This window comes from Cecembia lonarensis LW9 (assembly GCF_000298295.1).
Taxonomy (GTDB): domain Bacteria; phylum Bacteroidota; class Bacteroidia; order Cytophagales; family Cyclobacteriaceae; genus Cecembia; species Cecembia lonarensis.
The window spans coordinates 19,460-42,562 of sequence record NZ_AMGM01000006.1 but is presented as its reverse complement, the minus strand read 5'-3'; the positions used below and the strand labels follow the sequence as shown (position 1 = coordinate 42,562).

Sequence of the window (23,103 nt, the reverse complement as noted above, 5' to 3'; positions counted from 1 at the left end):
AAATTACAGATCCAAAAATAACGTATTCAAAAAAATTATTGAGAAAATTATCATTTCAAATTTAAAACTATTAAATTCTCTGCCCTTTAAGGAATAAATTAAAATGATTAAAGACACCACTCCCTATTCCATTTTACTGATTGAAGATAATGGAGGAGACCGGCTACTCATCACTACTTATCTAGAAGAATCTATCCTGCTTCCCAAGATCAAGGAAGCTTGTGATTTTTCTGAAGCCCTTCTTGCCTTGGAGGGTAAGCAAAGCCTTTATGATGTAATACTTTTGGACTTATCCCTTCCTGAAAAAAAAGGGAAGGAACTCCTAGAAGCCATCATGGAAAAAGCTGGAGATGTTCCTGTCATTATTCTAACAGGTTATTCAGACATTGAATTTAGCCGATTATCTGCCCAATTGGGTACTGCTGACTACCTTTTAAAAGATGATCTGACTCCTTCCATCTTATATAAAAGCATTGTCTACAGTATTGAAAGGAAAAAAGTATATAAGCAATTGGAAGATTCGGAAAAGAGATACAGAAACCTTTTCCAGCTTTCGCCAGTACCCAAATGGGTGTATGACCCAGATACTTTAAAATTTTTGGATGTCAATGAAGCTGCTATACTTCAGTACGGATATACCTATGATGAATTCATGAAGTTGACCTTAAGGGACATTCGACCGGAAGAAGACCTAGAAATATTGCAAAAGGAACTTGCTTTAAGGGAAAGGAAAAAAGGAATTTATAGTACTGGAACAACCTTTAGACATCAAAAGAAATCCGGTGAGATCATATTTGTGGAAATCAGATACAGCTATTTGGAATATAAGGGAAAGGGCGCTTTTTTAGTTTTGGCAAATGACATCACTTTTAGAAAACGTTATACAGATGCTATTGAAAAACAAAATGTCAAGTTAAAAGAAATTGCCTGGATTCAATCTCACATCGTGAGGGCCCCCCTTGCTAGACTAATGGGTCTGATCCATCTGATAGAATCTGGAGAACACGAAGAATTGCCATTAGAGGCTTCCGAGTTGAATCAATTGATATTATCTTCAGCCAATGAACTGGATAACATCATCAGGGAAATTACGCTTAAAACTGAACAGATCAATTTAGATGAGATTTGAAGTACTGATAGTTGATGATGAGGAAATCCTATTGATGATCTACCAAAGGTTGACGATTAAATCAGGATTAAACCCCAAGCCCTCTATTTTCACCAAGCCAAGTGAAGCTTTGGATTATATTTTTTCTATCAATCAGGAACCTGCAGCATTCTTGATTTTACTTGATATCCACATGCCTGAAATCAACGCCTGGAAATTTATGGATAAACTGAGGAGTAGCGGTAAAAATATTGATTTTTATGTTGCAATTATCACTTCATCTATCAACCAATTTGACAAAAACAAAGCCGCCGAATATCGGGAGGTGATCAAGTTCCTAGAAAAACCGGTAGATGAAAGCAGCTTTAAGTCCATTTTGAAATTAAAAAAAATTGAAGACCTGGTATCCCAATCAAAAAATTTTTAATTTCAACTGATCTCTCATCAGGCAAAAATCAAATGATCAGTTTAACCTTATTACATTTTGTATTGGCTTTTTTTCAAATTGATTTCAATTCGAAAGGAGATAAAATACCTGTAGGCCTAATTGAAACACCAATGGGCAATATCTACATCGAATTACATGAGGAAACTCCTCAGCATAAAAATAGTTTTATTGAATTAGCTGCTGCAGGTTACTGGGACTCCCTCACCTTTAACAGGGTAATCCCAAACTTTGTAGCGCAAGGTGGATGCCCTGACACAGAGGAAGGTTTTACAGATCCGGAATATTTATTGAAACCGGAATTCCATCCAAACCTCAAACATGTTTATGGTGCTGTTGGTGCTGGAAGGGATGATAACCCAGATAAGCTTTCTGCCAGATGTCAATTTTATATTGTTCAAAATCCTGAAGGCCTCCACCGTTTGGATGGGGATTATACAGTCTTTGGGCAGGTAATCAAAGGGATGGATATTGTCGATAGAATAGTTGCTGTAGGCAGAGATCAAAAAGATGCCCCTCATAATCCCATAACTTTGAAGGTTTCCATTATTTATATGGATCAAAAAGAATTTGAAGAATTCACCTATAGTTTAAATAGAAATTAACATGAAAAAAATCCGGGTATTGGTTATTGGTTGTGGCAACATGGGAGCATCTCACGCAGCGGCCTACCATCAAATTCCTGACTTTGAAATTTGCGGGCTAGTCTCAAGAGGAGACAGCAAAAATAAACTTAATGAAAAGCTGAATGCAAGCTATCCTTTGTTTGAGGACTACATTAAGGCCCTTGAGGATACCAAACCGGATGCCGTATGCATTTCTACTTACCCAGATACGCATGAGGAAATAGCGCTGCAATCATTAGCGATGGGCTGTCATATTTTTATAGAAAAGCCCCTTGCTGATACTGTTTCAGGCTCAGAAAAAATCATTTCCAAGGCCCAAGAGACGGGAAAAAAGGTAGTTGTAGGTTATATTTTAAGGCACCACCCTTCCTGGGAAAAATTTATTGAAGAAGCCCAAAAATTAGGTAAGCCATTGGTTATGCGGATGAACCTGAACCAACAAAGCCATGGTTTCATGTGGGATGTGCACCGCAATTTAATGAAAAGCCTTAGCCCGATTGTAGACTGTGGTGTACATTACATAGATGTCATGTGTCAAATGACAAGGTCCAAGCCATTGAGCGTTTCAGCCATTGGTGCAAGATTGACTGAAGAAATTTCTGAGAATAACTACAACTATGGACAGTTACAAATCCGCTTTGAGGATGGCTCAGTGGGCTGGTATGAAGCAGGCTGGGGCCCGATGATTTCTGATAATGCCTTTTTTATCAAGGATGTTTTTGGACCAAAAGGGGCTGTCTCTATCGTGGCAAAATCTGCCGGTGCGGCCGGTAAATCAGATGATGTAGATTCCCATACCAAAACTGAAAGCATAAAAGTTCATTATGCTGATCTGGACGATAAAAACAATTTTTCTAAAGAAGATCTTTGGATAGATATGACAGATGAGCCTGATCATCAGGAATTATGTAACCGAGAGCAAAGGTATTTTTTGAAAGCCATAAAAGAAGATCTTGACCTGACAGATCATTTGGAAGATGCACTGAATAGTTTAAAAATAGCTTTCGCCTGTGATGAATCCGTCAAAACTGGAAAAACGGTGAAACTGTAATCACAGAAAAACGAACATCCCATCTTGAATCAAATCAAGATGGGAGGTTTGATCATTTTGCTGCGGTAAATTGAGGAGCAGGAACATTAGAAGGTGGACGAATATCAAAAGGTTCTGATGAAGAACTTGGAACAGGCAAATTTGAAAACAGCATCCCCATTGTTTACAGAATCCAACTGCTCATCATCAGCGCTATCAGACAAACAACTGCCTAAAAGTACAACTACCAATAAGCTTAATAAACCATATCTTTTTCTAAACATATCCAAAATAAAGTTTTGTATTCATATGGGTATGAAAGGACAATTTAAATGCCAGATTAAACATTTGACGATAAAAAAGTTCACCTTTTTGTAAAGCTTACAACCTAACCAGAGTCACCATTAATCTTCCAAACATCAAACAAATCGCTGTTTTTGTATGATTTGAAGAAAAAACTTAAAAAATTTCAAAAATTTGTGCACATTTTTTTTTGCATTTCGTCACCAAAAAAAATTAAATCATAGAATATTCTTTGGTTTTTCAACATTATGACAAAAATTTATTTTTTGTTTGTTGATTTTTTTTGAGAATTTTACCACAGCTACTTACATCAACAACAACGGTTTTCCATTAGATCCTTTAAAAAATGAAAGACTTTATGTATCAATATATTCGGGGTTTTACACTCTGTCTAATTATTTTTCTGGTTTCCAGCAATGGATTGTATTCTTTTGGAATAGACCGAAGTTATTTTTTGACTTTTTCCAATGAGGCTGGACTGAGCAACCTTCAACTTAATGAAGGTAGGTTGGAGCCAAGGTTTAACCCTAATGTGACTACATATAGGGTTAACCTTGACTTCCATACTTTTTATATCAATTTGACTCCTTTTGCATCTGATCCCAATTCTAGGATTTTTATCAACGGTAAAAACGTTGCAAGCGGATCTGCAACTGGAAAAATATTTTTAAACCCGGGAGAGAATAAACTATCTGTGGAAGTTAGAAATCAAACTGGCTCAGAGATCGTTTATCAAATTTTTGTTACCAGAAACAAACCGACTGGTGAAAATTACCGGACATCCAACTGGGATATTCCAGAGTGCGATGAAAGCAGTCCACTTTTTGATGAAGATGCTTGTGCCGCAGCCCTCAGGGATGACGATGGCGATGGGGTTCCAAATTACTTAGATTTTTGTCCTGGAACCCCTCCCGGCACAATCGTAGATGAATTTGGTTGTCCCTTAGAAGATGAGCAACCTGAAAACCCAAGTGATGGTGATGATGATGGATCTGATGACGGCTCAGAGGATGGAGGTAATGGAAATGACGATGGGTCTGATGATGGCGATACTGAGGATGACGGCGACAATGGAGACAGTGACGGCTCAGAGGATGGAGATAATGGAAATGATGATGGGTCTGATGATGGTGATACTGGGGATGATGGAGACAATGGAGACAGTGACGGCTCAGAGGATGGAGATAATGGAAATGACGATGGGGCTGATGATGGTGATACTGGGGATGATGGAGACAATGGAGACAGTGACGGCTCAGAGGATGGAGATAATGGAAATGACGATGGGGCTGATGATAGCGATACTGGGGATGACGGCGACAATGGAGACAGTGACGGCTCAGAGGATGGAGATAATGGAAATGACGATGGGTCTGATGATAGCGATACTGGGGATGATGATAATAATGAATCTGAACCTTTAGATTCTGATGGGGATGGGGTACCAGATGAATTTGATCAATGTCCCGATACTCCTGAAGGGGAAGAGGTAGACGAAAATGGCTGCTCAAGAGACCAGATAGATACGGATGGGGATGGCGTACCTGATTACCTCGACCAGTGTCCCGATACACCTGAAGGAGAAGAAGTGGATGAAAATGGCTGCTCAAGAGACCAGATAGATACGGACGGGGATGGCGTACCTGATTACCTGGACCAGTGCCCGGATACACCTGAAGGAGAAGAAGTGGATGAAAATGGCTGCTCAAGAGACCAGATAGATACGGACGGGGATGGCATACCTGATTACCTCGACCAGTGTCCGGATACACCTGAAGGTGAAGAGGTTGACGAAAACGGTTGTTCTAAAGACCAGATAGATACTGATGGAGACGGTGTTCCAGACCACCTAGACTTATGTCCGAACACTCCGGAGGGAGAAGAAGTAGATGAATATGGTTGTTCTGTCAACGAACTGGAACCAACTTTAGTCGTGGATTTCATTGATTTCGACATGATCGAAGTTCCTTGGGGAACAACATTTGACCAAATCGGTCTACCGACTGAAATTGTGGTAATTACTGAAAGTGGTGAAACTTTCACCTTCCCGATAATTTGGAGCCAAGAAGGCTATGACCCTTATCAAAGCGGTCCTTACATACTTACTGGCACGGTACAACTCCCTCAAAGTTGGGAGGCAGTCTTTGAAAACCTGCCAACTATTACAGTATTGGTACTTCCAAAAGACCCACCACTGGACTTGATATTAAGTAATGATTTCTTCAATCAAAATGATAGCAGTACACCTATCCTGATTGGTGACTTTACAGTAATTGACCCACTAGATGATGTGCATATTTTGGAATTAGCGCCGGGAGTGGCAGACAATGACCTCTTCACCATCATCGACGGGCAGTTGTACTGGAACAACAATGAGTTGATTCCTGGTAAAAATGAGTTTACGATTGTGGTTACAGTCATTGACAGAGAAGGAAATATTTTCACCAAGGAATTTATCATCAGCAGAAGACTGACCAATCTTTTAATGGAAATGGAGATACCCAATACCTTTACCCCTGATGGGGATAATATCAATGACGATTGGGGTTTGCCGGTTTTACAAATATTCAACGCTGTAAGACTACACATTTACGAGCGAGGTGGCTTAAGGGTGTTTTTTACTGAAGACCCAAGCAAACGATGGGATGGAACATATTTGGGAAAACCTCTCCCAATTGATTCCTACTACTATGTAATAGAAGTAGATGACAATGAAGCATCTAGAAAAGGGATTTTGAACCTACTAAGACGGCAGTAAGATGAAATGGTTTACAAATAGTATTGTGGGTAAAACAGTGGAGAAGAAATCAAGATGCTTATTCTCCAATATACCTTTTGGTAAAAATGTGATTGGCTTGTACCTTACTGTTTTTCTTTTCTTATTTACTGCAGGCGGGTCTCTGGCTCAAACCAGAAAATATTTTGGTCAATTTAACCAACTGCAAAGTTATTTCAACCCTGCGCTAACAGGCTATGAAGGATCAGTAGTTCGAGGACTCGTAAGAAATCAGTGGACAGGCTTTGAAGGAGCTCCCCAGTCATTTTTTCTATCAGCGGAATTAGACCCTATGGAGATCAATGCAGTGGAAAATGCTGCTTTACTGGGAAATACAGCAGCAGGTTTGCATGTGATCCAGGATAATTTTGGACCATTTCGACAAACAGAAATGTTGGCAAGCTATGGGGCCAGGGTTAGGATTTCCCGAAGCACGAATTTGCGTCTGGGTATTGCCGCCAATTATCATCACATTAGACTTGACGGCAACAATCTCACCACGGAACAGGCCAATGATCCAACGGTCAATGCTTACCTGAATCAATTTGCCACCTTGCAGGTGATGGACTTTAACGCAGGCATGGCTTTCACCCATCAAAATTATTACTTCTCCTATGGCCTTCAGAATATAGCCAGAGGAAGGGTATACAGAGGTGATGCCTTCATTAAAGAAAGGCCGTTTGTAAGCATTTTTCAGACTGGTTTCAGACAAGCCCTTTCTTCAAAGATCACAGTACTTACCAACATGATGTATAGAATACAACATGATTTACCTTATAATTTAGAAATGAATGTCAAATTAATGGCAATGGATAAATTCTGGTTGGGCGTTGGGCATAGGGCCAATTATGCCAATAGCTACCATTTTGGGTTCTTAATGTCCAATATCAGGTTTGGGTATGCTTATGAAATACCTGTCACAAGTTCATACCTGATTCCTAATCCTACCCATGAATTTATGGTCTCCTTCTTTCTATTCAGAAAGGGAGGGGTTAACAGTGAGGCCGGTACTTTAATCTGGTAAAATTTTTGAAGTAATTTTTCGGAGCAGGCAATCTTCCATGTAGCTAACATTTTTTCAACTGCAATTCAATTTGTTGATGTAGTGAAGATTCCTGCTCCTTTTATATCTTATTCCTTTCGTGCTTTTTCAAATACATGCTTGGCGAAATGCCCGTCAAACTTTTAAACTGCCTATTGAAGTTGGACAGGTTATTAAATCCCGACTCGTAACCTACCTCCGATATGTTTAATTTTTCTTCCAGCAAGAGTTTGCAGGCATAACCAATCCTGATTTCATTGAGAAACCGAGAGTAATTTTTATTGGTGTGCTTTTTAAAAAACCGACAAAATGCAGTTGGATTCAAGTTGGCTACATCAGCGACTTCTTCTAAACTGATATTCTTTCTGAAATTAGAAAAAGTAAAGGAATAAACCTTGTCAATGCGTAAATCTCCGCTTCGTTCTTTTGGATGCACAAAGCCATTGGAACTGATTGGTATATAATCTTTCCTTGTAGCCAAATCATGAAGTAAGTCCAAAAACAACATCAGCCTGGAGAAACCCTCCATTCGATGAATGGCAAACATTTTCTCCTTAACTTTTTCTGCTACTGCATGAGGAAATAAAATCCCCTGATCTGCTTTTTGGAACAAATCTTGGACAGCCTTCATTTCGGGCATTTCCAAGAAGAATACGCCTGCAAAATCCTTTTTGAAATGCAGGGTAATGGCTTCAGCCCGCAAACCTGCTCCCTTTTCAAAATATGCTGGATCATTCTGCCAAAGATGGGGTAATTTCTCCCCTATCATAACCAATTGACCAGGTTCAAATGGAGCAATACTGTCTCCAATAAACCTTGTACCCTGAGAACTGACAATATATACCAGTTCAATCTCAGGGTGATAATGCCATATGTTTAGGAAATGAGGAAATGTATGAATCGCTGATACAAAGGATTTATCAAAAGGGTTTCTTCTTTCCAGTAACTTTGCTTTCATACCTAATTTTGCAGAATTTTAATTTTTATTGAACAATAATGCTAAAATAATATGTAAAATACATTAAATGTAGGTAGAAAGCAGTAACATTTTTCAGGAAATTGCGATCTATACAAGATTCGAGGATGACCCTATATCAGTCATAGATGATGCAGAGGAGGAAAGTTTTCACCACAATAGAAAAGCTTCAACGATCATATAGAAATCAAAAAAACTGATGGACCAAATTATTATTAATGAGAAAAGTTGATGAAATTTTAATTAGATTCGATACGACTAAACCAAAAGCAATAAAACAAAAAATGAAGGCATGAAAAAAGAAAAAACAGTGGTTATCACAGGTGGTGCCAGCGGGATAGGCTTGGCTATCACGCAACTTTTTGCCAAAAAAGGCCATCAAACCATTTTTTTAGATTATAATTCAAATGCCGGGAATGATGTAGCTTCCACATTGAAAAAAGACGGTGGCAACATACAGTTTATCCAAACCGATGTATCAGATTTCAACAGTGTTAGAACGGCTTTCGATCAGATCCCTGACAAAATAGACACACTGATAAACAATGCAGGCATTTCCCATGTGGGTAATTTGGAGGAAACTTCCGAAGACGATTTTGAACGCCTCTTTCAAGTTAATGTCAAAGGAATCTACACCTGTTCAAATGCTGCCATCAAAAAGCTAAAAACCAATGGTGGAGGAAGTATTATTAATATGTGCTCTGTAGCTGCCACTATGGGACTTGCTGATAGATTTGCTTATTCCATGACCAAAGGCGCAGTACTTTCTATGACCCTCTCCATTGCAAGAGATTATGTTTCAGAACATATTCGCTGCAACTGTATTTCACCTGGAAGGGTACATACGCCTTTTGTTGATGGATTTTTAGCCAAAAACTATCCTGGGCAGGAAAAAGAAATGTTTGCCAAATTGGCTGCTACCCAACCCATTGGGAGAATGGGGAAACCGGAAGAAATAGCTGCCATGGTATATTACCTTGCATCAGACGATGCAAGCTTTATAACAGGAAGTAATTTCAATATTGACGGTGGCTTCTTAGGCCTTAAAGCATAGGGCTTCAAACATAGATTCATAAAATTTAAAAAATTAAGTCTGTAAAAATGAAATTAATAAGATTTGGAAAACAAGGAAAGGAAAAACCAGGGGTAGAAATCAGCGGAAAACGTTTGGATTGCTCCAGCTTTGGAGAAGACTGGTCTGAGGAGTTTTTTGGATCAGGAGGCATCACCAAGTTAGCAAAGTGGCTGCAGCAGGAAGCCCCTCAACTTCCTGAAATCCCAAACTCAATCCGGTTGGGTTCCCCCATAAAAAGGCCTTCAAAAATCATTTGTGTAGGCTTAAACTATTCCTTGCATGCCAAAGAGAGTAATATGCCTCTCCCTGAAGTTCCCATACTCTTCATGAAAGCTACATCTTCCCTTTGTGGCCCCAATGACCCCATCATCATTCCCAAAAATTCCACCAAAACGGATTGGGAAGTCGAATTGGCTGTAGTCATAGGAGAAAAGGCAAGTTATGTTGAAAAAGAAAATGCTATGGATCACGTAGCAGGTTATTGCCTACACAATGACGTCAGTGAAAGAGACTTTCAATTGCACCATGGAGGACAATGGGTAAAAGGGAAAAGTGCTGATCATTTTGCTCCTTTGGGACCCTATTTAGTGACTAAAGATGAAATCGGAGACCCACATGAGCTTAGACTTTGGCTTAAAATCAACGGGCAAATGATGCAGGATAGCAATACCTCTGACCTGGTTTTTGATATTCCAACCTTGGTGTCCTATATCAGCCAATACATGACTTTGCTTCCGGGAGACATCATATCCACCGGTACGCCTTCTGGCGTGGGGCTGGGCCTGAAGCCACCAAAATACCTGCAACACGGCGATGTGGTAGAATTGGGAATTGATGGCCTGGGTGAAGCCCGGCAAGAAGCCAAAAACTTTGAAAAACTTTAATAGGAGTGTATGAGGATTGATGCCCATCAGCATTTTTGGAAATTTGACCCTATTAGAGATGCTTGGATAAATGATGGTATGCAGGTCATTAGAAAGGATTTTCTTCCCCAAGACCTTAAACCAGAACTGGACAAAAAACAAATTGATGGCTGTATTGCCGTACAGGCAGATCAATCCCCACATGAGACCCGGTATCTTCTGGAACTAGCAGAACAGAATCCCTGGATAAAGAAAGTAGTGGGTTGGGTAGATTTGAATGCAGAGGATATTGATGCACAATTGGAATTATATGCATCCGAAAAGAAATTGGCCGGCTTTAGAAAAATCCTTCAAACCTTACCACCCGAAGCCATGGACGATCCAAGATTTCTTAGAGGAATCGGGAAATTGTCCAAATATGGATTCACCTATGATGTCTTAATATACCCTGAGCATTTGGAAAAAGCCTATGAAATGATCGTCAGGTTTCCAGACCAACCATTCATTATCGATCACCTCGCCAAGCCTAATATCAAAAACGGTGAATTTGAAAAATGGTCGGAAGGCATCCAAAAAATTGCTGAATTGGAACAAGTATATTGCAAAGTTTCGGGTATGGTAACAGAAGCAGATTGGAAAAATTGGAAGCAAGCTGATTTTATCCCCTGCCTAGACACTGTTACCGAAGTCTTTGGAACCAAAAGACTGGTTTATGGAAGCGATTGGCCGGTATGCTTGCTAGCAGGCAGTTATAATGAAGTTTTCGACTTGGTGTACAATTACTACAGTGAATTTCCCCATTCAGAGCAAGTAGGCATTTTCGGAGCAAATGCACAAAGGTTTTATGGCATTGGAGAATAATTACTAAAGACATGGATTTGAATTTGAAGGACAAGGTATTTTTGGTTTCCGGAGGAAGCAAAGGCATAGGTGCCGCTATTAGCAAAACCATTGCAGAAGAAGGCGGCATCCCAGTTATGATCGATCCTTCCTTAACAGAAGCTGTTAACCTGCTGGATGAATTAGATAAAAAAAAGCAAAAGGCCTTCCACTTTCCCCAAAGATTGACTGAATCAGAACATGCTAAAGCAGCTGTCGCATTTGCCATTGATCAATGTGGCAAGATTGATGGCATCGTAAACAATGCAGGGGCCAATGATGGTGTAGGGCTTGAAAAAGGAAACCCTGAAGATTTTAGAAAATCCCTGTTAAGCAATTTAGGGCATTATTATGACCTTGTCCATTATGCACTACCCTACCTTAAAAAAAGCAAAGGAAGTATTGTCAATATCAGTAGCAAAACTGCAGTAACCGGTCAGGGCAATACAAGTGGCTATACTGCTGCCAAAGGGGCCCAACTATCGCTCACCAGAGAATGGGCAGTAGAACTCCTCCCCTATGGTATCCGTGTGAATGCCGTCATCCCGGCAGAGGTCATGACGCCACTTTACCGAAAATGGCTGGACAGCTTTGAGAACCCTCAGGCCCAACTCCAAAAAATCACTTCCAGGATTCCTTTGGAAAACAGAATGACAAGTGCTGAAGAGATCGCTCATATGGTGGTTTTTCTACTTTCTGAAAAATCTTCCCATACCACAGGGCAATGGATTTTTGTAGACGGAGGATATACGCATTTGGACAGGGCCATCGGTAATTCTTGATTTTCATCTAACCTCTTGGGCAATTTTACGCATAAGCCTTCCCAAAATATCAGAGCCTGAAATGATTCTCTTGTGTTGTTCTGTCCAAAGTAAAGCAATATCCTCATCAATAACATCATCTTCCGGCCCCTCAGGTTTGACCTCCCAACTCTCTAAAATCTTTCCCAGAGGCAATTCCTCATCAGTAGAAACCAAGGGAATATGACAGTAATCCCAAGGATTCACATCCTTATCCCAAAGAAGAAAAGCATTGATAAAAGCTGGAATATTGATGACTTTCTTTGGAAAACCGGTCTCTTCCTCAAGTATAATACCCCATTTTTTACCCGAAGCACCCAATTGCCTCAAAAAAGGATCTTTTGAACTCTTTTTAATTACAGGGAAGATGGGCTTTGTTCCATTGAAAGGTAATGTTATGATGCTGAGCAGATCAATTTCTTCCCCCTCTTCCTTGGCTGGCAAATCGTCCAATCTCAAAAAATTAACTGCTCCCCTAGCCTCCAAACGACTCAACTCTGTAGTGGCAGTCTTCGCTTGATATTTCAATAAATTTTCCAGTTCGTTTTCCCGCATCCAGGGGATTGGTTCCTGGCCAACCAGTTTATCCAATAACCAACCAGAAGGTTTGGCTACCGGCCAAAAGACTAACTTGTAAAACTTTAATAATGGAGCCAAAGCAGCACCAATTTTTAGTGCATTCCTGGTAAAATAGGCTTGTGGAAAGATCTCTCCGGCAAAAGTGATGACAATGGTAGAAAATAAAAATGCCCCAAGTCCTAACAAAACAGATTCGGCCAACAGGGTCAGTAATACGTTGATGCTGACATTGCCCCATAAAATAGTGGCTAGCGTGTAATTGGCATCTCTTCTCAGATCAAGTACATTAACAGCCAACATATCGCCATCGTCAGCGGCTACTTCCAAACGAAGCCGGCTAAGACTAAACAAGGCTATATTAAGTCCCGAAAAAGTGGCAGATTGGGAAATACAGAACAAAATACCCAGCCAAATCCAAATTGATTCCATAAGATGCTTTTATGGAAAGATAAAATCAAAAAATAAGACTTCCCAATCTTTTTACACCTGTACCAGTTTCCATTTTCCCCTTTTAAATACCAAGGTACTGACCACAGCGTGTAGAGAATGGCTAATGGCAATGGCAATGAAGACTCCCACGGCACCCATTTCCCAATAATTGGCCAGAAGGTAAGCCAAGGGAATCTGAAATCCCCACAAAACAGCCAAGTTAATGATGGTAGGGGTTCGGGTATCTCCAGCCCCATTCAATGACTGACTCATGACCATGCCATAGGCGAAGAAAACATAACCCAAACAAATGATGGTAAGGCCAAGGGTCCCAATTTCTACCACGCCCTGATCTTCATTGAAGATTCCAATAAAAAACCCTGCTCCCGCAATAAAGACGATAGAACAAAAACCCAAGAATACAGCAGTAATATGTGCTGCCAACCAAGCTGAACGCTCCGCCCTTCCCGGCTGCAAAGCTCCTAAATTCTGACCAACCAAAGTCGCTGCTGCATTGGACAATCCCCAACCAGGAAGTAGAGCAAAGATGATGAGCCGAACAGCAATGGTATACCCTGCCAAAGCTACTGAACCTGATTCGGATATGATGCGCATCAAAAAAATCCATGAGGCCGACTCAATCAAAAATTGCCCCATTCCTCCTGAGGCTACTTTGAGAATGGTCCAAACCGTCTTGGCATTCATGGTTAAATTTCTCCAATAGAATTTGATTAAGGATTTGCCATTTAACAAGATGTAAAATTGATAGAGGACACCTATTCCCCGACCCGTGGTGGTAGCCCAAGCCGCCCCTTCCAAACCCATGGCGGGGATAGGTCCCAACCCAAATATCAAGATGGGATCCAAAATTATATTGAATCCATTGGCAATCCAAAGTGCCCTCATGGCGACGGCCGCATTTCCGGCACCACGGAAAATTCCATTGATCAGAAATAGCAACATCACGCAAACATTCCCACCAAAAATAATCTGGGTATAACGGTAACCTGATGCTATCAACTCGGCTTCACCCCCCATTACTTTCAATAAGTCTTTGGCATAGATTACCCCAAGAACCGCCACAGCTATGGCAAAAAAGGAACAGACCACAATGGCCTGAAAAGCGGCAGCTGATGCTGCAGCAGGCTTCTTTTCTCCGATCCTTCGCGCGACGATGGCCGTTGCTGCCATACTTAAACCAATAGCAATGGAATAAATGATAGTCAGTACCGATTCTGTCAAGCCAACCGTTGCCACCGCATAAATCCCCAATTTACCGACAAAGAAAATATCCACCACTGCAAAAAGAGATTCCATGACCATCTCTAGAATCATGGGAACAGAAAGGTAAAAAATAGCTTTTCTAATACTGATACTCGTAAACTCAGCTTCAAGACCTAGGACAGCTCTTCTGAAATGTTGAATGAAATTTTTGAAAGTCATGAGCAATTATTATCAATAAGGGTTAATTGATACCAATTCAAAAGCTCTTAAAAGAACTTGAAATGCCGGGCGTAAAAATTCATGACTTCATAACAGGACAAATTTGGCAAAAAAATCCAAATTCTACTAACCTTAAGCTGTTGATTACAATTAATTTACCAAAGTGAAAGAAAAATAATCTTTCGTTTGGACATTGAAACGCTTGGCAGAAAACGAAAAAAATGAAAACAATTTCCTTATCTTGAAATTTAAAACATACGATTAAACCTGAAACATTGAATAGCATGAAGACTTACTACGATCCGGAAGATTTGAAAAAGTTTGGAAAAATTGGAGAATTCCAAAAATCCATGGCGGATAAATTCTTTGATTATTATGGCGAAGTATTCAAAGAGGGCGCCTTAACAGCAAGAGAAAAGTCCCTCATTGCTCTGGCTGTAGCACATGCTGTACAATGTCCTTACTGCATAGATGCTTACACCGTCGACAGCATGGAAAAAGGATGCGATGAAGAGCAGATGATGGAGGCGGTTCATGTTGCTGCTGCCATCAGAGGTGGGGCTTCACTGGTGCACAGCACCCAAATGATGAACAAAGTCAAAGAAATTTCCATGTAATGAAATCTTTAAAAGCTCAAAACCACCCCCTTTCGAACAGCCGTTACGAGTTAGACTTACTGGAATCCCCGGAAACGGGAATCCCTTTCTCGGAAAAACTGACCGAATCGGGGCTTTATCCACTTAAACCTACACAAATAGAAATTCTGCAACTCAATTTGGGTAAGATGTGTAACCAAGTGTGCAAACACTGCCATGTGGATGCTGGGCCGGACAGAAAGGAAATCATGAGCAGAGAAATCATGCAGGATTGTCTGGAAGTCTTGAAAAACCAGGAAATAACTACCATTGATCTCACAGGAGGAGCACCGGAAATGAATCCTGATTTCCGTTGGTTGGTAGAGGCAATCAGAAAAATCAAACCGCAGGCCAAGATTATTGTGCGTTGTAACCTGACGATCATATTGGCCAACCCGAAATTCCATGACTTACCAGAATTTTTCAAGAAACACAACATTGAGGTAGTGTCTTCTCTTCCCTACTTCACTGCCATGAAAACAGATGCACAACGGGGTGATGGTGTTTTTGAAAAATCAATCAAAGCACTCAAAATGCTGAACGAAGTGGGCTATGGGCAAGAAAATTCAGGATTAATCCTCAACTTGGTTTACAATCCTGCAGGAGCATTCTTGCCCGGATCGCAAGAAGGCCTGGAAGCAGAGTTCAAAAAGCGTTTGGCCAATCCATACGGAATCGTCTTTAACTCACTTTTCACCATCACCAACCTGCCCATCAGCAGATTTTTGGAGTACTTGATCAGAAGTGGCAACTATGAGGTCTATATGGAGAAACTGATTGAAGCCTACAACCCTTCTGCTGCTGCCAATGTGATGTGCAGGAATACCATTTCCGTAGGTTGGGATGGCTATCTGTATGATTGTGATTTCAACCAAATGCTCGAACTCAAGGTATCCTGCCGCGAAAGTCAGCACATCAGAGACTGGAATCAGCAAAAGCTGAACAATAGAGAAATTGTCATCAACCAACACTGCTACGGCTGTACAGCTGGGGCAGGATCGAGTTGCGGAGGAGCCACTGCCTAAATGAAACCATCAAAAAACGCCATTATTGTCTTCCAAAAAAATGCAGTAAAAGGCAAGGTGAAAACCAGGATTGCGACTGATTTGGGAGAGGAGAGAGCGCTAGAGATTTACCAATTTCTGGTAAAAAGCACCCACAAAGTTTTATCTCAGCTCAAGGGACAAGATGTTTTTTTGTTTTTCTCGGACTTCATAGAAACAGTCAATTGGCTCCCTTTAGAAGGTGGTTTACAGCTACGTCTGCAACAGGGAAAGGATTTGGGAGAAAAAATGCGCTTGGCTTTTAAGGAGGTATTTAGGGAAGGTTATAACAAAGTTTTAATTATTGGCACTGATTGTCCGGATATCTGTACAAAAATCCTGAATGAAGCCATGGAAAAGCTGGAAGAACATGAAGTGGTTTTTGGTCCGGCTCAAGATGGTGGATATTACCTCTTGGGCTTTAAAAAAATCCATGAAGGGCTTTTTGATGGAATTCCCTGGAGTACTGAAAAAGTATTGGCATTATCCCTGGATTACCTGAATTCAAAACAAATATCATACGAATTAATAACAATACTATCAGACATTGATACTGCCGAAGATTGGGAAAACTATCTCCGCTAAATAACACTTTTTAAATTAAAAATCAGAAAAACCTACATAATACAGGTCGAAACCTTCCTTTCCACCGGGTCTATCGGAAGAAAAAGTAAGTACCAGGTTATCATCCATGATATACCACCTGGAAATATCTGAATTGATGTCATCAAAAATTGAATTGACGGCATCAAAAGCCACTGGATCGGAAGGGTAATAAGCTTCAGAAAACCTATCTCTTGTCCAGCAAGAAGCCATTAATAGAGTCAATAGCACAAAAATGAAATTTTTCATCATAAAATAACCTAGGATACAAAATATAATTCCAAGACGAGTAAAAACTAAAAACGTTGACAATAAAATAAAAAAAGCCCACATTTCTGTGAGCTCGATTTATGTCGGCGTGACTGGATTCGAATCTACCTGGCGGCAGACAGGCCAGCGACCCTCCTGACACCCCTCGGGATACGCTATCAGGCTGCGCAGTGCTATGAAAAAAAAGGCTGCCTCCGATAAAGAGACAACCTTTTAATCTTGTCGGAGTGACTGGATTCGAACCAGCGACCCCTTGCACCCCATGCAAGTACGCTACCAGGCTGCGCTACACCCCGAATTGTGGACGAAATTAAGAAGCTTAAACCTTTTTATCAAACTTATGGCTTGCTATTTCAAAGCAGAGGCACAGTTCTGATTTTTATCTCCCTGATTTACAATAGTAAAATGTTTATTGTTTTCCGCACTAAAGAGTACAACTTTAAAAGTTTAACGCCTACTGGGGAATTATTTTCTTATAAAACCAAAAATCAACCCCTGAAATGATTTTTATCAGGGTTTTAGTCATTGTTTTGAAATAATTTCGAGTAAGAAAATAACCAAACCCTTTTGCCATGAAAAAGAGAGAGCCTGTAAGCAATATCATGACCAACAAAGTGTACTCCGTACAAGAAAATGCCCCATTACAAGAGGTGGTCGCTTTATTTAGGAAACACAAAATCAGACATATCCCTGTTCTGGACGGCAATAAAGTATCTGGAATCATAAGCCGGACAGATATCAACCGATTGACCTTTGGAGCCCTTTTTGAAAATCAAGAAGGAGCAGATGAAGCAGTTTTGGAAATCCTTACTGTGCCCCAAGTGATGACCGGCAAACCCAAAATGGTAAATTCCAATGATTCGATCAGGGATGTGGCGGAGATATTTGCCAATGAAGAGTTTCATGCCCTTCCGGTAGTTGACGGTGAGGAACTTAAGGGTATTGTGACCACAACTGATATAATCAAATACATGTTGGAGCAATATTAATCACTTACTTCATTCATAGGAGAATGACGGTAGGTCATACCTTTAAGCCCTAGAGGTTACAGCAATGAGCACATAAAGAGGCATTTGGATGAGCATGTATGGATTTTTTCAATGCCTCTTTTGAATTTTTAAAAAGTCCAATGTACTCCCTGTTTTCCAAACTGGGAAGGTATGCACATTCTCTTTCGTGTATTTCAAACATATTATTTTTGTCGGCTTGGGTGGAAATATAAAAGAATCTCATAACTATTAACTTATTCTTTCAAAAATACACCAAGGCTTAATGCAAAAAAATACCCAGTACAGGGTATTTTTTACCTAAAATTGAAGATTTTTGAACCCCTCTCTTGACTTAAAAATCTACCGAGCCTCTATCTTAAGCCATCAAAATAAATCAACTACCTGATTCAAAGCTTACCTCTTCTCCTTATCTCCGATTGACGCATAGGCATAGCATCGATAGTTTTGAAAACAAGGTCCCAACCTAAAACATCTTCCTTTCTCATTTTCACACCACCATCCAGACCTATCAGGACCCAACAGGGACCCTTGGCTCCCATAGCGTATTTTTTTTGCAGACTTATAATATATTCTTTAGAAAAATCCAATTCTTGGTTACTGATCAAACTGTCTGTAAATACCAAATAAACCAATTTTCTTTCATTTATCTCTTCCGCCAAATTATCTTCAATATTCCAGCCTTTTTCAATCTCCTGCCCAAAATAAAGTAAAAGACGATTTTTCCAACGAAAATCCTCAAGGGTCTTAGGTTTTTCTTTTGGCCAAAAAGCAAATAGAACAAAAATCAACATGAAATACGGCATACTATCATAACGGGGATGGGATAATTTTTGTTATTTAAAATACATTCATTCAGCGCCTTACACCTTCCTCCTCAATTCAATGACGGTAATCTCAGGCCAAATACCTACCCTACCCGAAAAGGCATGGAAACCAAATCCTCTGTTCACATAAAGGTACCTGCCTTCATATGCTGCAAGCCCTGCCCAATTGGGATATCGGTACTGAACGGGACTCCACCGGATGATTGGTGTCTCTATACCAAATTGCATCCCATGGGTATGTCCTGATAAGGTCAAATGAATGGTATTCTCATGCTTTTTTACCTGTTGGTCCCAGTGGGAAGGGTCATGGGAAAGCAGGATTTTAAAATCATCGATATCGGTTTGCGCCAAAGCCTGCTCCAAATCGCCCCTTGCCCCAAAACCAACTCCCCAGTTTTCAACACCCAACAATTGTAAAAACTGCCCGTCTTTTTCTATCCTGACACTTTCATCCCGTAGCAGCCTCCAACCCATTTTCTCATGTTTGGCAACAAATAATTCAAAGTTGGCTTCCTTTTCTTCTTTACTTGGCCAGGGAATATAATCCCCATAATCATGGTTGCCAATAATGGAAAATTGCCCATATGGAGCTTTGATGCTTGAAAACTGCGCAATGAAGGGCTCTATCTCATCAGCACGATGGTTGACCAGATCACCTGTAAATACGAAAAGATCAGACTTCTGCTCCAGCACCAGATCTATACCCTTTTGCACGTGATTGGGATTCTTGAAACTTCCAATATGGATATCGGAAATCTGGGTAAGGGTGAACCCGTCAAACGCTTCCGGCAAATCTTCAAAATAAAGTACCTCTTTATGTACTTTGAAGTTGTGTTTTCCAAATGCCATTCCATATAAAAATCCAAAAAAGGGAATCATGGCAATGTACAAAGCCAGTCCACTGACCCAAAGCTTTCTGTTGGGAAATATAAAATTTCCTGATCCTTCTCTTAGATAGGTGATCCCTGCGAAGATATTTCTGTAAATATCCTCTGAAAAAAGAAAAACCACACAAGTCATTTGCGTTACCACTACAGTAAGAAACACATTTAAAAGGGTTTGTGTAGAAAATGTAAACTCTCCTGTGATAAAGACTTTTAAAAAAGTGGCCACATACCAAAGGGAAATGCCACCAAAAATCAACCAATACACCACATGGATGACATTTCTATTTTTTTCAATACTTAAGGATTGAGAAAGGGTTTTTACTGCCTGAAAAACATACCAATTTAAGAAAGTAGAAAAAAGCAATATGGCAATGATAAAAATCGAAGCCCCCAATAAATTCATAGCTGTTTTATTTGTTCCCATTAAATACAGGATTGCCTCAAAAAATGTTCAATAAAAAGGGAGTCTTTTTAAAATTGTTTCACTTCCTTAAACCTTTTTCCTTCCAACTTTCTCCAATTTCATTTAAGTGCCCTTTATATGTTTGGTGGTTTAAATGGATAAAGCCCGCACTGACCCTTTCGGGGAGTCTCTTATTTTTTTGGTAGATTCTTTGTATTTGATTTCTAGTACAATAACCTCAAAACCTACGAAATCCGCCATACCATTTCGCCTTTATCTCTAAACTCTCGCTTCTCGTCTCTCGCTTCTCTCCTCGCCCCACCCCCTCATTGAATCCCTAAATCCCTTAAATCCTCAATGGTTCAATGTCAAAAGTTGAAGTACCTTACATGATTCGTAAAACACTGAACCCCTGAACTCTGAACTTTTAACACGCATTCCTCACTCTTAATTCATCATTCTACATTTCACCCGCCTTTCACCTATACCCTTTAACAATGTCTGATCCACACTTCTGTCTTCAACTCAGAAGTCCCCACCCCGCCAAAACTTCCCTGAACGGGAGCTACCAAATCAGGATGATATCCAGAAGCCAATGGAATGTACAGGTTGTCGGTAAACAACCCCAAACTAGGATCAAGCCCAATCCAGCCCGCTCCCGGCAAATAAACCTCCACCCAAGCATGTAATTCATGCCCTTCAGTAAGTTCTGGATTAAAAGCATAGCCACTTACAAATCTGGAAGCCAATCCTATATTTCTCAACATATGGACAAGCATCCAACTCAGATCCCTACAGGACCCTCTTTGTTGCTGAAAAGTAAAGTACGGAGACCAAAGGTTATGTTCATGCCGGATGATATGTGCCCAGTTGCCGTGGATACTTTCTGTTAGGGAAAAAAGAAAAGACACCAAATCTTTAGATTTACTGACAAAATGGGTCACATATTGGGTCAACTCCTGACTTTTTTCTGTCTGCAGAAAGGGCTGAAGAAATAAAGACCTTTCTGGACTGTATTCAAAAAAAGAAAACGGATAAGCAATAAATTCTGTAAACAAAAAACCAAAAGGGTTAAATGTATGGAGTTCAATAATGTAATCAACCTCAATGGAAAGGCTTTTTGTTTCTCCTTGAAACCAACTCTGAAAATGGGCGTTACCCAGCATATCTATCCTCTCATGGACCGCATCTGCCTCTGGAAAAAACTGAATCCTGGATTTTTCTATAGTGTAATAGCTGCGTTGCTGAGGGATCAAAAACAATAAATGGGGATTTAAAACCACCTTTTCCGAATAACGATACTGTGTAAAATGTTGGATTTCAAGTTTCATTGACTTTCGGGTGCAAATGAAATGTCCTGAAAGGCCTTGGCCAGGACATCGGCCGGCAATTCCTTTATGGCTTCTTTGATTCTTTGATTCCAAAAACTCGAAATATGTTCCAGTTCCTTTTGCTCAAACCTCCTTTCAATGGTATGGTATTGGTCATTTTCCAATACCACCGTATCAATAGGATAATCCACATCATTGGCTGAAATCCTGGTGGCATCAAAAGCCAGAAAAGCACATTTCATGGCGTAATCTAAGGAATCTTCATACTGTAATGACCTGCGCAATACAGGGTTACCGGCACCTGTATTACCTATTGAAACAAAAGGCGTACCCCTCCTGATTTCAATCCAGTTGCCCTGAGGGTATAGCAAATACAATTTGGGTGTCTTGTCCTCTTCCAACTGCCCGCCAATGATGGAAAACAAATTGAAATTCAGACCTGCCTCCTCCAAGTTTGCTTTATCTTCCAATGCTACCCGCTTTACCTGATGCCCAAATTCATTGACCGCCTTGTAAAGTTTCGTGAAATCTTCGTCCTGATCTTCAATAACTTCTGTAAAATAAGTAATGGCTTTGTCCCTTACCGACCTTAAACCAGAAGTCATGATGAAAAAGGAATGCTTCTCCCTATTGACGGTAAAAACTTTTTTAGAAGTTGTAGTTTCTGTTCCTGAAGTAATCCGGGTATCTGAAAGTCCCACTATACCGTACTTGGTTTTGATTCCTAAACAAAAGGTCATTATTCCTGCATGCTGTTTTGTTGGCTAAAGTTATCCTTAATTTGGAAGAAGTTGCTATGGATTTTGTTAGAAACCTGATTTATTTTCAACTGCAGGACATCAATATACTCATGAAGCCCTGTATCGATGATTTCTGAAACATCTGTAAACTCCAAGTTAGACCTTAATTCTCCAATAGCCTTCTCCGCAGTATTCCTGTATCCTGTATCTGCATTACCCGAAATTTTATGCAGACAGTTCTCTGCTTCCCTTAGACAATAAAAAACGGATCTTGGAAAATACTTATTCAACAACAAAAACTCCACAACTTTGGAGGGCTCAATGTTTCCATAAAGCCTTCTGTAGGTGTTGAATGCAGTTACGGATTTCAATAACGCCGTCCAATGCAAAAAATCCAGTGGAGTCCCCACCCAGTTGGGAGATGGTAGCAGAATATGGTATTTCACGTCCACTATCCTACTGGTTTTATCTGCCCTTTCTAAAAAAAGCCCCAATTGCCGGAAGTACCAACCCTCAGTCCTTGCCACTGTACTGTCTGCCAGACCATAGAGCAACAAAATCTGATTTTTAACTCCATCAAAAAATGCCCTAGGGTCTTCCTTGGTCCATTCCTTTTTATCGGCACTTTTCTGCACAAAATGATACAGGCCATTCAGCTTTTCCCATGTTTCCTTGGTCAGATTTTCTCTGATTACCCTGGCATTTTCCCTGGCAAAATTGATGCTGGATACGATGGAGTTAGGGTTTTCTGTATCAAATGCAAGAAAATGCACCACATCCCTCCTATCAAAAGCTTGGTGCTTTTGCAAATACAGCTCCTGATCTCCGGTAGCATAGACCAAAGGTTCCCATTGAGCCTTCAAATCAGGAGGCAGGTCCAGCATCAGGTTATAATTTACATCAATAAACCGGGCATAATTTTCAGCACGCTCCAAATACCTGCCCAACCAATAAATAGAATCCGCAACCCTACTTAGCATATT

At 40.3% G+C, this 23,103-nt stretch carries 24 protein-coding genes and 1 tRNA gene; 14 read left to right on the top strand and 11 right to left on the bottom strand.

The window, feature by feature from the left end; all coding sequences use genetic code 11:
* Nucleotides 1-103 precede the first annotated feature (103 nt).
* From B879_RS03175 to B879_RS03160, 4 genes are read left to right on the top strand one after another with little or no spacing between them, the layout of a single operon-like run.
* A complete protein-coding gene (locus tag B879_RS03175) occupies nt 104-1,129 on the top strand; it encodes a PAS domain S-box protein (RefSeq protein WP_009183698.1) in 1,026 nt (341 codons plus the stop codon).
* Nucleotides 1,119-1,535, top strand: coding sequence for a response regulator (locus B879_RS03170; protein ID WP_009183697.1), 417 nt, complete (start codon nt 1,119-1,121; stop codon nt 1,533-1,535). The genes B879_RS03175 and B879_RS03170 overlap by 11 nt, the downstream gene beginning before the upstream one ends.
* A 32-nt stretch (nt 1,536-1,567) precedes the next feature.
* Nucleotides 1,568-2,158 (top strand): peptidylprolyl isomerase, encoded by a 591-nt coding sequence (locus B879_RS03165; protein WP_009183696.1) that lies wholly within the window; start codon nt 1,568-1,570, stop codon nt 2,156-2,158.
* A gap of 1 nt (nt 2,159) precedes the next feature.
* Nucleotides 2,160-3,230 (top strand): Gfo/Idh/MocA family protein, encoded by a 1,071-nt coding sequence (locus tag B879_RS03160; RefSeq protein WP_009183695.1) that lies wholly within the window; start codon nt 2,160-2,162, stop codon nt 3,228-3,230.
* A 104-nt stretch (nt 3,231-3,334) separates the two neighbouring features.
* Here the strand turns inward: B879_RS03160 and B879_RS22570 are convergent, their stop codons facing one another.
* A complete protein-coding gene (locus B879_RS22570) occupies nt 3,335-3,493 on the bottom strand; it encodes a hypothetical protein (protein WP_009183694.1) in 159 nt (52 codons plus the stop codon).
* 377 nt (nt 3,494-3,870) lie between these two features.
* On the opposite strand from B879_RS22570, the gene B879_RS23130 reads away from it, so the two are divergent.
* Nucleotides 3,871-6,270 (top strand): T9SS type B sorting domain-containing protein, encoded by a 2,400-nt coding sequence (locus B879_RS23130; protein ID WP_009183693.1) that lies wholly within the window; start codon nt 3,871-3,873, stop codon nt 6,268-6,270.
* 1 nt (nt 6,271) lies between these two features.
* Nucleotides 6,272-7,312 carry a PorP/SprF family type IX secretion system membrane protein gene (locus B879_RS03145; protein ID WP_009183692.1) on the top strand — a complete coding sequence of 347 codons (1,041 nt, stop codon included), beginning with the start codon at nt 6,272-6,274 and terminating at the stop codon, nt 7,310-7,312.
* Between the two features lie 100 nt (nt 7,313-7,412).
* On the opposite strand, the gene B879_RS03140 is transcribed toward B879_RS03145, so the two are convergent.
* On the bottom strand, nt 7,413-8,288 hold the full coding sequence (locus B879_RS03140; protein WP_009183691.1) for an AraC family transcriptional regulator: 876 nt from the start codon (nt 8,286-8,288) through the stop codon (nt 7,413-7,415).
* A gap of 310 nt (nt 8,289-8,598) precedes the next feature.
* Between B879_RS03140 and B879_RS03135 the strand changes: the two genes are divergently transcribed.
* From B879_RS03135 to B879_RS03120, 4 genes are read left to right on the top strand one after another with little or no spacing between them, the layout of a single operon-like run.
* A complete protein-coding gene (locus B879_RS03135) occupies nt 8,599-9,360 on the top strand; it encodes an SDR family NAD(P)-dependent oxidoreductase (RefSeq protein WP_009183690.1) in 762 nt (253 codons plus the stop codon).
* A 47-nt stretch (nt 9,361-9,407) separates the two neighbouring features.
* Nucleotides 9,408-10,265 carry a fumarylacetoacetate hydrolase family protein gene (locus B879_RS03130; RefSeq protein WP_009183689.1) on the top strand — a complete coding sequence of 286 codons (858 nt, stop codon included), beginning with the start codon at nt 9,408-9,410 and terminating at the stop codon, nt 10,263-10,265.
* 9 nt (nt 10,266-10,274) lie between these two features.
* A complete protein-coding gene (locus B879_RS03125; protein WP_009183688.1) occupies nt 10,275-11,105 on the top strand; it encodes an amidohydrolase family protein in 831 nt (276 codons plus the stop codon).
* Between the two features lie 11 nt (nt 11,106-11,116).
* Nucleotides 11,117-11,905, top strand: coding sequence for an L-fucose dehydrogenase (locus tag B879_RS03120; RefSeq protein ID WP_009183687.1), 789 nt, complete (start codon nt 11,117-11,119; stop codon nt 11,903-11,905).
* Nucleotides 11,906-11,908: 3 nt separating this feature from the next.
* Here B879_RS03120 and B879_RS03115 read toward each other — a convergent pair whose 3' ends face one another.
* Both B879_RS03115 and B879_RS03110 read right to left on the bottom strand, forming a co-directional pair.
* Nucleotides 11,909-12,931 carry a DUF21 domain-containing protein gene (locus B879_RS03115; protein ID WP_009183686.1) on the bottom strand — a complete coding sequence of 341 codons (1,023 nt, stop codon included), beginning with the start codon at nt 12,929-12,931 and terminating at the stop codon, nt 11,909-11,911.
* Nucleotides 12,932-12,982: 51 nt separating this feature from the next.
* Nucleotides 12,983-14,374 carry an MATE family efflux transporter gene (locus B879_RS03110; RefSeq protein ID WP_009183685.1) on the bottom strand — a complete coding sequence of 464 codons (1,392 nt, stop codon included), beginning with the start codon at nt 14,372-14,374 and terminating at the stop codon, nt 12,983-12,985.
* Nucleotides 14,375-14,658: 284 nt separating this feature from the next.
* On the opposite strand from B879_RS03110, the gene B879_RS03100 reads away from it, so the two are divergent.
* The 3 genes from B879_RS03100 to B879_RS03090 are packed head-to-tail and all read left to right on the top strand — an operon-like array spanning nt 14,659 to nt 16,637.
* On the top strand, nt 14,659-14,991 hold the full coding sequence (locus B879_RS03100) for an arsenosugar biosynthesis-associated peroxidase-like protein (protein ID WP_009183684.1): 333 nt from the start codon (nt 14,659-14,661) through the stop codon (nt 14,989-14,991).
* The gene (arsS, locus tag B879_RS03095) at nt 14,991-16,034 is read left to right on the top strand and encodes an arsenosugar biosynthesis radical SAM (seleno)protein ArsS (RefSeq protein ID WP_009183683.1); all 1,044 of its coding nucleotides are present in this window, start codon (nt 14,991-14,993) and stop codon (nt 16,032-16,034) included. Before B879_RS03100 ends, arsS begins: the two co-directional genes overlap by 1 nt.
* Entirely contained in the window at nt 16,035-16,637 is a 603-nt protein-coding gene (locus tag B879_RS03090; protein WP_040400169.1) for a TIGR04282 family arsenosugar biosynthesis glycosyltransferase, read from the top strand.
* Between the two features lie 15 nt (nt 16,638-16,652).
* Here B879_RS03090 and B879_RS03085 read toward each other — a convergent pair whose 3' ends face one another.
* Both B879_RS03085 and B879_RS03080 read right to left on the bottom strand, forming a co-directional pair.
* Nucleotides 16,653-16,886, bottom strand: a complete 234-nt coding sequence (locus B879_RS03085) for a hypothetical protein (protein ID WP_157231506.1) — start codon at nt 16,884-16,886, stop codon at nt 16,653-16,655.
* Between the two features lie 261 nt (nt 16,887-17,147).
* A tRNA-Pro gene (locus B879_RS03080) sits at nt 17,148-17,221 on the bottom strand.
* A gap of 276 nt (nt 17,222-17,497) precedes the next feature.
* Between B879_RS03080 and B879_RS03070 the strand changes: the two genes are divergently transcribed.
* Nucleotides 17,498-17,914 carry a CBS domain-containing protein gene (locus B879_RS03070; protein WP_009183680.1) on the top strand — a complete coding sequence of 139 codons (417 nt, stop codon included), beginning with the start codon at nt 17,498-17,500 and terminating at the stop codon, nt 17,912-17,914.
* Between the two features lie 407 nt (nt 17,915-18,321).
* On the opposite strand, the gene B879_RS03060 is transcribed toward B879_RS03070, so the two are convergent.
* From B879_RS03060 to B879_RS03040, 5 genes are all read right to left on the bottom strand, one after another.
* Nucleotides 18,322-18,726, bottom strand: coding sequence for a DUF4174 domain-containing protein (locus B879_RS03060; protein ID WP_202949577.1), 405 nt, complete (start codon nt 18,724-18,726; stop codon nt 18,322-18,324).
* 69 nt (nt 18,727-18,795) lie between these two features.
* Nucleotides 18,796-20,049 (bottom strand): metallophosphoesterase, encoded by a 1,254-nt coding sequence (locus B879_RS03055; RefSeq protein WP_009183677.1) that lies wholly within the window; start codon nt 20,047-20,049, stop codon nt 18,796-18,798.
* A gap of 491 nt (nt 20,050-20,540) precedes the next feature.
* Nucleotides 20,541-21,380, bottom strand: coding sequence for a transglutaminase family protein (locus B879_RS03050; protein ID WP_009183676.1), 840 nt, complete (start codon nt 21,378-21,380; stop codon nt 20,541-20,543).
* Nucleotides 21,377-22,120: a proteasome-type protease gene (locus tag B879_RS03045; RefSeq protein ID WP_009183675.1), complete on the bottom strand. Its 744-nt coding sequence runs from the start codon at nt 22,118-22,120 to the stop codon at nt 21,377-21,379. The genes B879_RS03050 and B879_RS03045 overlap by 4 nt, the downstream gene beginning before the upstream one ends.
* Nucleotides 22,120-23,100: an alpha-E domain-containing protein gene (locus tag B879_RS03040; RefSeq protein ID WP_009183674.1), complete on the bottom strand. Its 981-nt coding sequence runs from the start codon at nt 23,098-23,100 to the stop codon at nt 22,120-22,122. Before B879_RS03040 ends, B879_RS03045 begins: the two co-directional genes overlap by 1 nt.
* Between the last annotated feature and the right edge of the window lie 3 nt (nt 23,101-23,103).

Bases quoted from the DNA above. Each gene is read 5' to 3' on its own strand.
- B879_RS03175 (WP_009183698.1), top strand. From the start codon at position 104: ATGATTAAAGACACCACTCCCTATTCCATTTTACTGATTGAAGATAAT.
- B879_RS03170 (WP_009183697.1), top strand. From the start codon at position 1,119: ATGAGATTTGAAGTACTGATAGTTGATGATGAGGAAATCCTATTGATG.
- B879_RS03165 (WP_009183696.1), top strand. From the start codon at position 1,568: ATGATCAGTTTAACCTTATTACATTTTGTATTGGCTTTTTTTCAAATT.
- B879_RS03160 (WP_009183695.1), top strand. From the start codon at position 2,160: ATGAAAAAAATCCGGGTATTGGTTATTGGTTGTGGCAACATGGGAGCA.
- B879_RS22570 (WP_009183694.1), bottom strand. From the start codon at position 3,493: ATGTTTAGAAAAAGATATGGTTTATTAAGCTTATTGGTAGTTGTACTT.
- B879_RS23130 (WP_009183693.1), top strand. From the start codon at position 3,871: ATGTATCAATATATTCGGGGTTTTACACTCTGTCTAATTATTTTTCTG.
- B879_RS03145 (WP_009183692.1), top strand. From the start codon at position 6,272: ATGAAATGGTTTACAAATAGTATTGTGGGTAAAACAGTGGAGAAGAAA.
- B879_RS03140 (WP_009183691.1), bottom strand. From the start codon at position 8,288: ATGAAAGCAAAGTTACTGGAAAGAAGAAACCCTTTTGATAAATCCTTT.
- B879_RS03135 (WP_009183690.1), top strand. From the start codon at position 8,599: ATGAAAAAAGAAAAAACAGTGGTTATCACAGGTGGTGCCAGCGGGATA.
- B879_RS03130 (WP_009183689.1), top strand. From the start codon at position 9,408: ATGAAATTAATAAGATTTGGAAAACAAGGAAAGGAAAAACCAGGGGTA.
- B879_RS03125 (WP_009183688.1), top strand. From the start codon at position 10,275: ATGAGGATTGATGCCCATCAGCATTTTTGGAAATTTGACCCTATTAGA.
- B879_RS03120 (WP_009183687.1), top strand. From the start codon at position 11,117: ATGGATTTGAATTTGAAGGACAAGGTATTTTTGGTTTCCGGAGGAAGC.
- B879_RS03115 (WP_009183686.1), bottom strand. From the start codon at position 12,931: ATGGAATCAATTTGGATTTGGCTGGGTATTTTGTTCTGTATTTCCCAA.
- B879_RS03110 (WP_009183685.1), bottom strand. From the start codon at position 14,374: ATGACTTTCAAAAATTTCATTCAACATTTCAGAAGAGCTGTCCTAGGT.
- B879_RS03100 (WP_009183684.1), top strand. From the start codon at position 14,659: ATGAAGACTTACTACGATCCGGAAGATTTGAAAAAGTTTGGAAAAATT.
- arsS (WP_009183683.1), top strand. From the start codon at position 14,991: ATGAAATCTTTAAAAGCTCAAAACCACCCCCTTTCGAACAGCCGTTAC.
- B879_RS03090 (WP_040400169.1), top strand. From the start codon at position 16,035: ATGAAACCATCAAAAAACGCCATTATTGTCTTCCAAAAAAATGCAGTA.
- B879_RS03070 (WP_009183680.1), top strand. From the start codon at position 17,498: ATGAAAAAGAGAGAGCCTGTAAGCAATATCATGACCAACAAAGTGTAC.
- B879_RS03060 (WP_202949577.1), bottom strand. From the start codon at position 18,726: ATGTTGATTTTTGTTCTATTTGCTTTTTGGCCAAAAGAAAAACCTAAG.
- B879_RS03055 (WP_009183677.1), bottom strand. From the start codon at position 20,049: ATGAATTTATTGGGGGCTTCGATTTTTATCATTGCCATATTGCTTTTT.
- B879_RS03050 (WP_009183676.1), bottom strand. From the start codon at position 21,380: ATGAAACTTGAAATCCAACATTTTACACAGTATCGTTATTCGGAAAAG.
- B879_RS03045 (WP_009183675.1), bottom strand. From the start codon at position 22,120: ATGACCTTTTGTTTAGGAATCAAAACCAAGTACGGTATAGTGGGACTT.
- B879_RS03040 (WP_009183674.1), bottom strand. From the start codon at position 23,100: ATGCTAAGTAGGGTTGCGGATTCTATTTATTGGTTGGGCAGGTATTTG.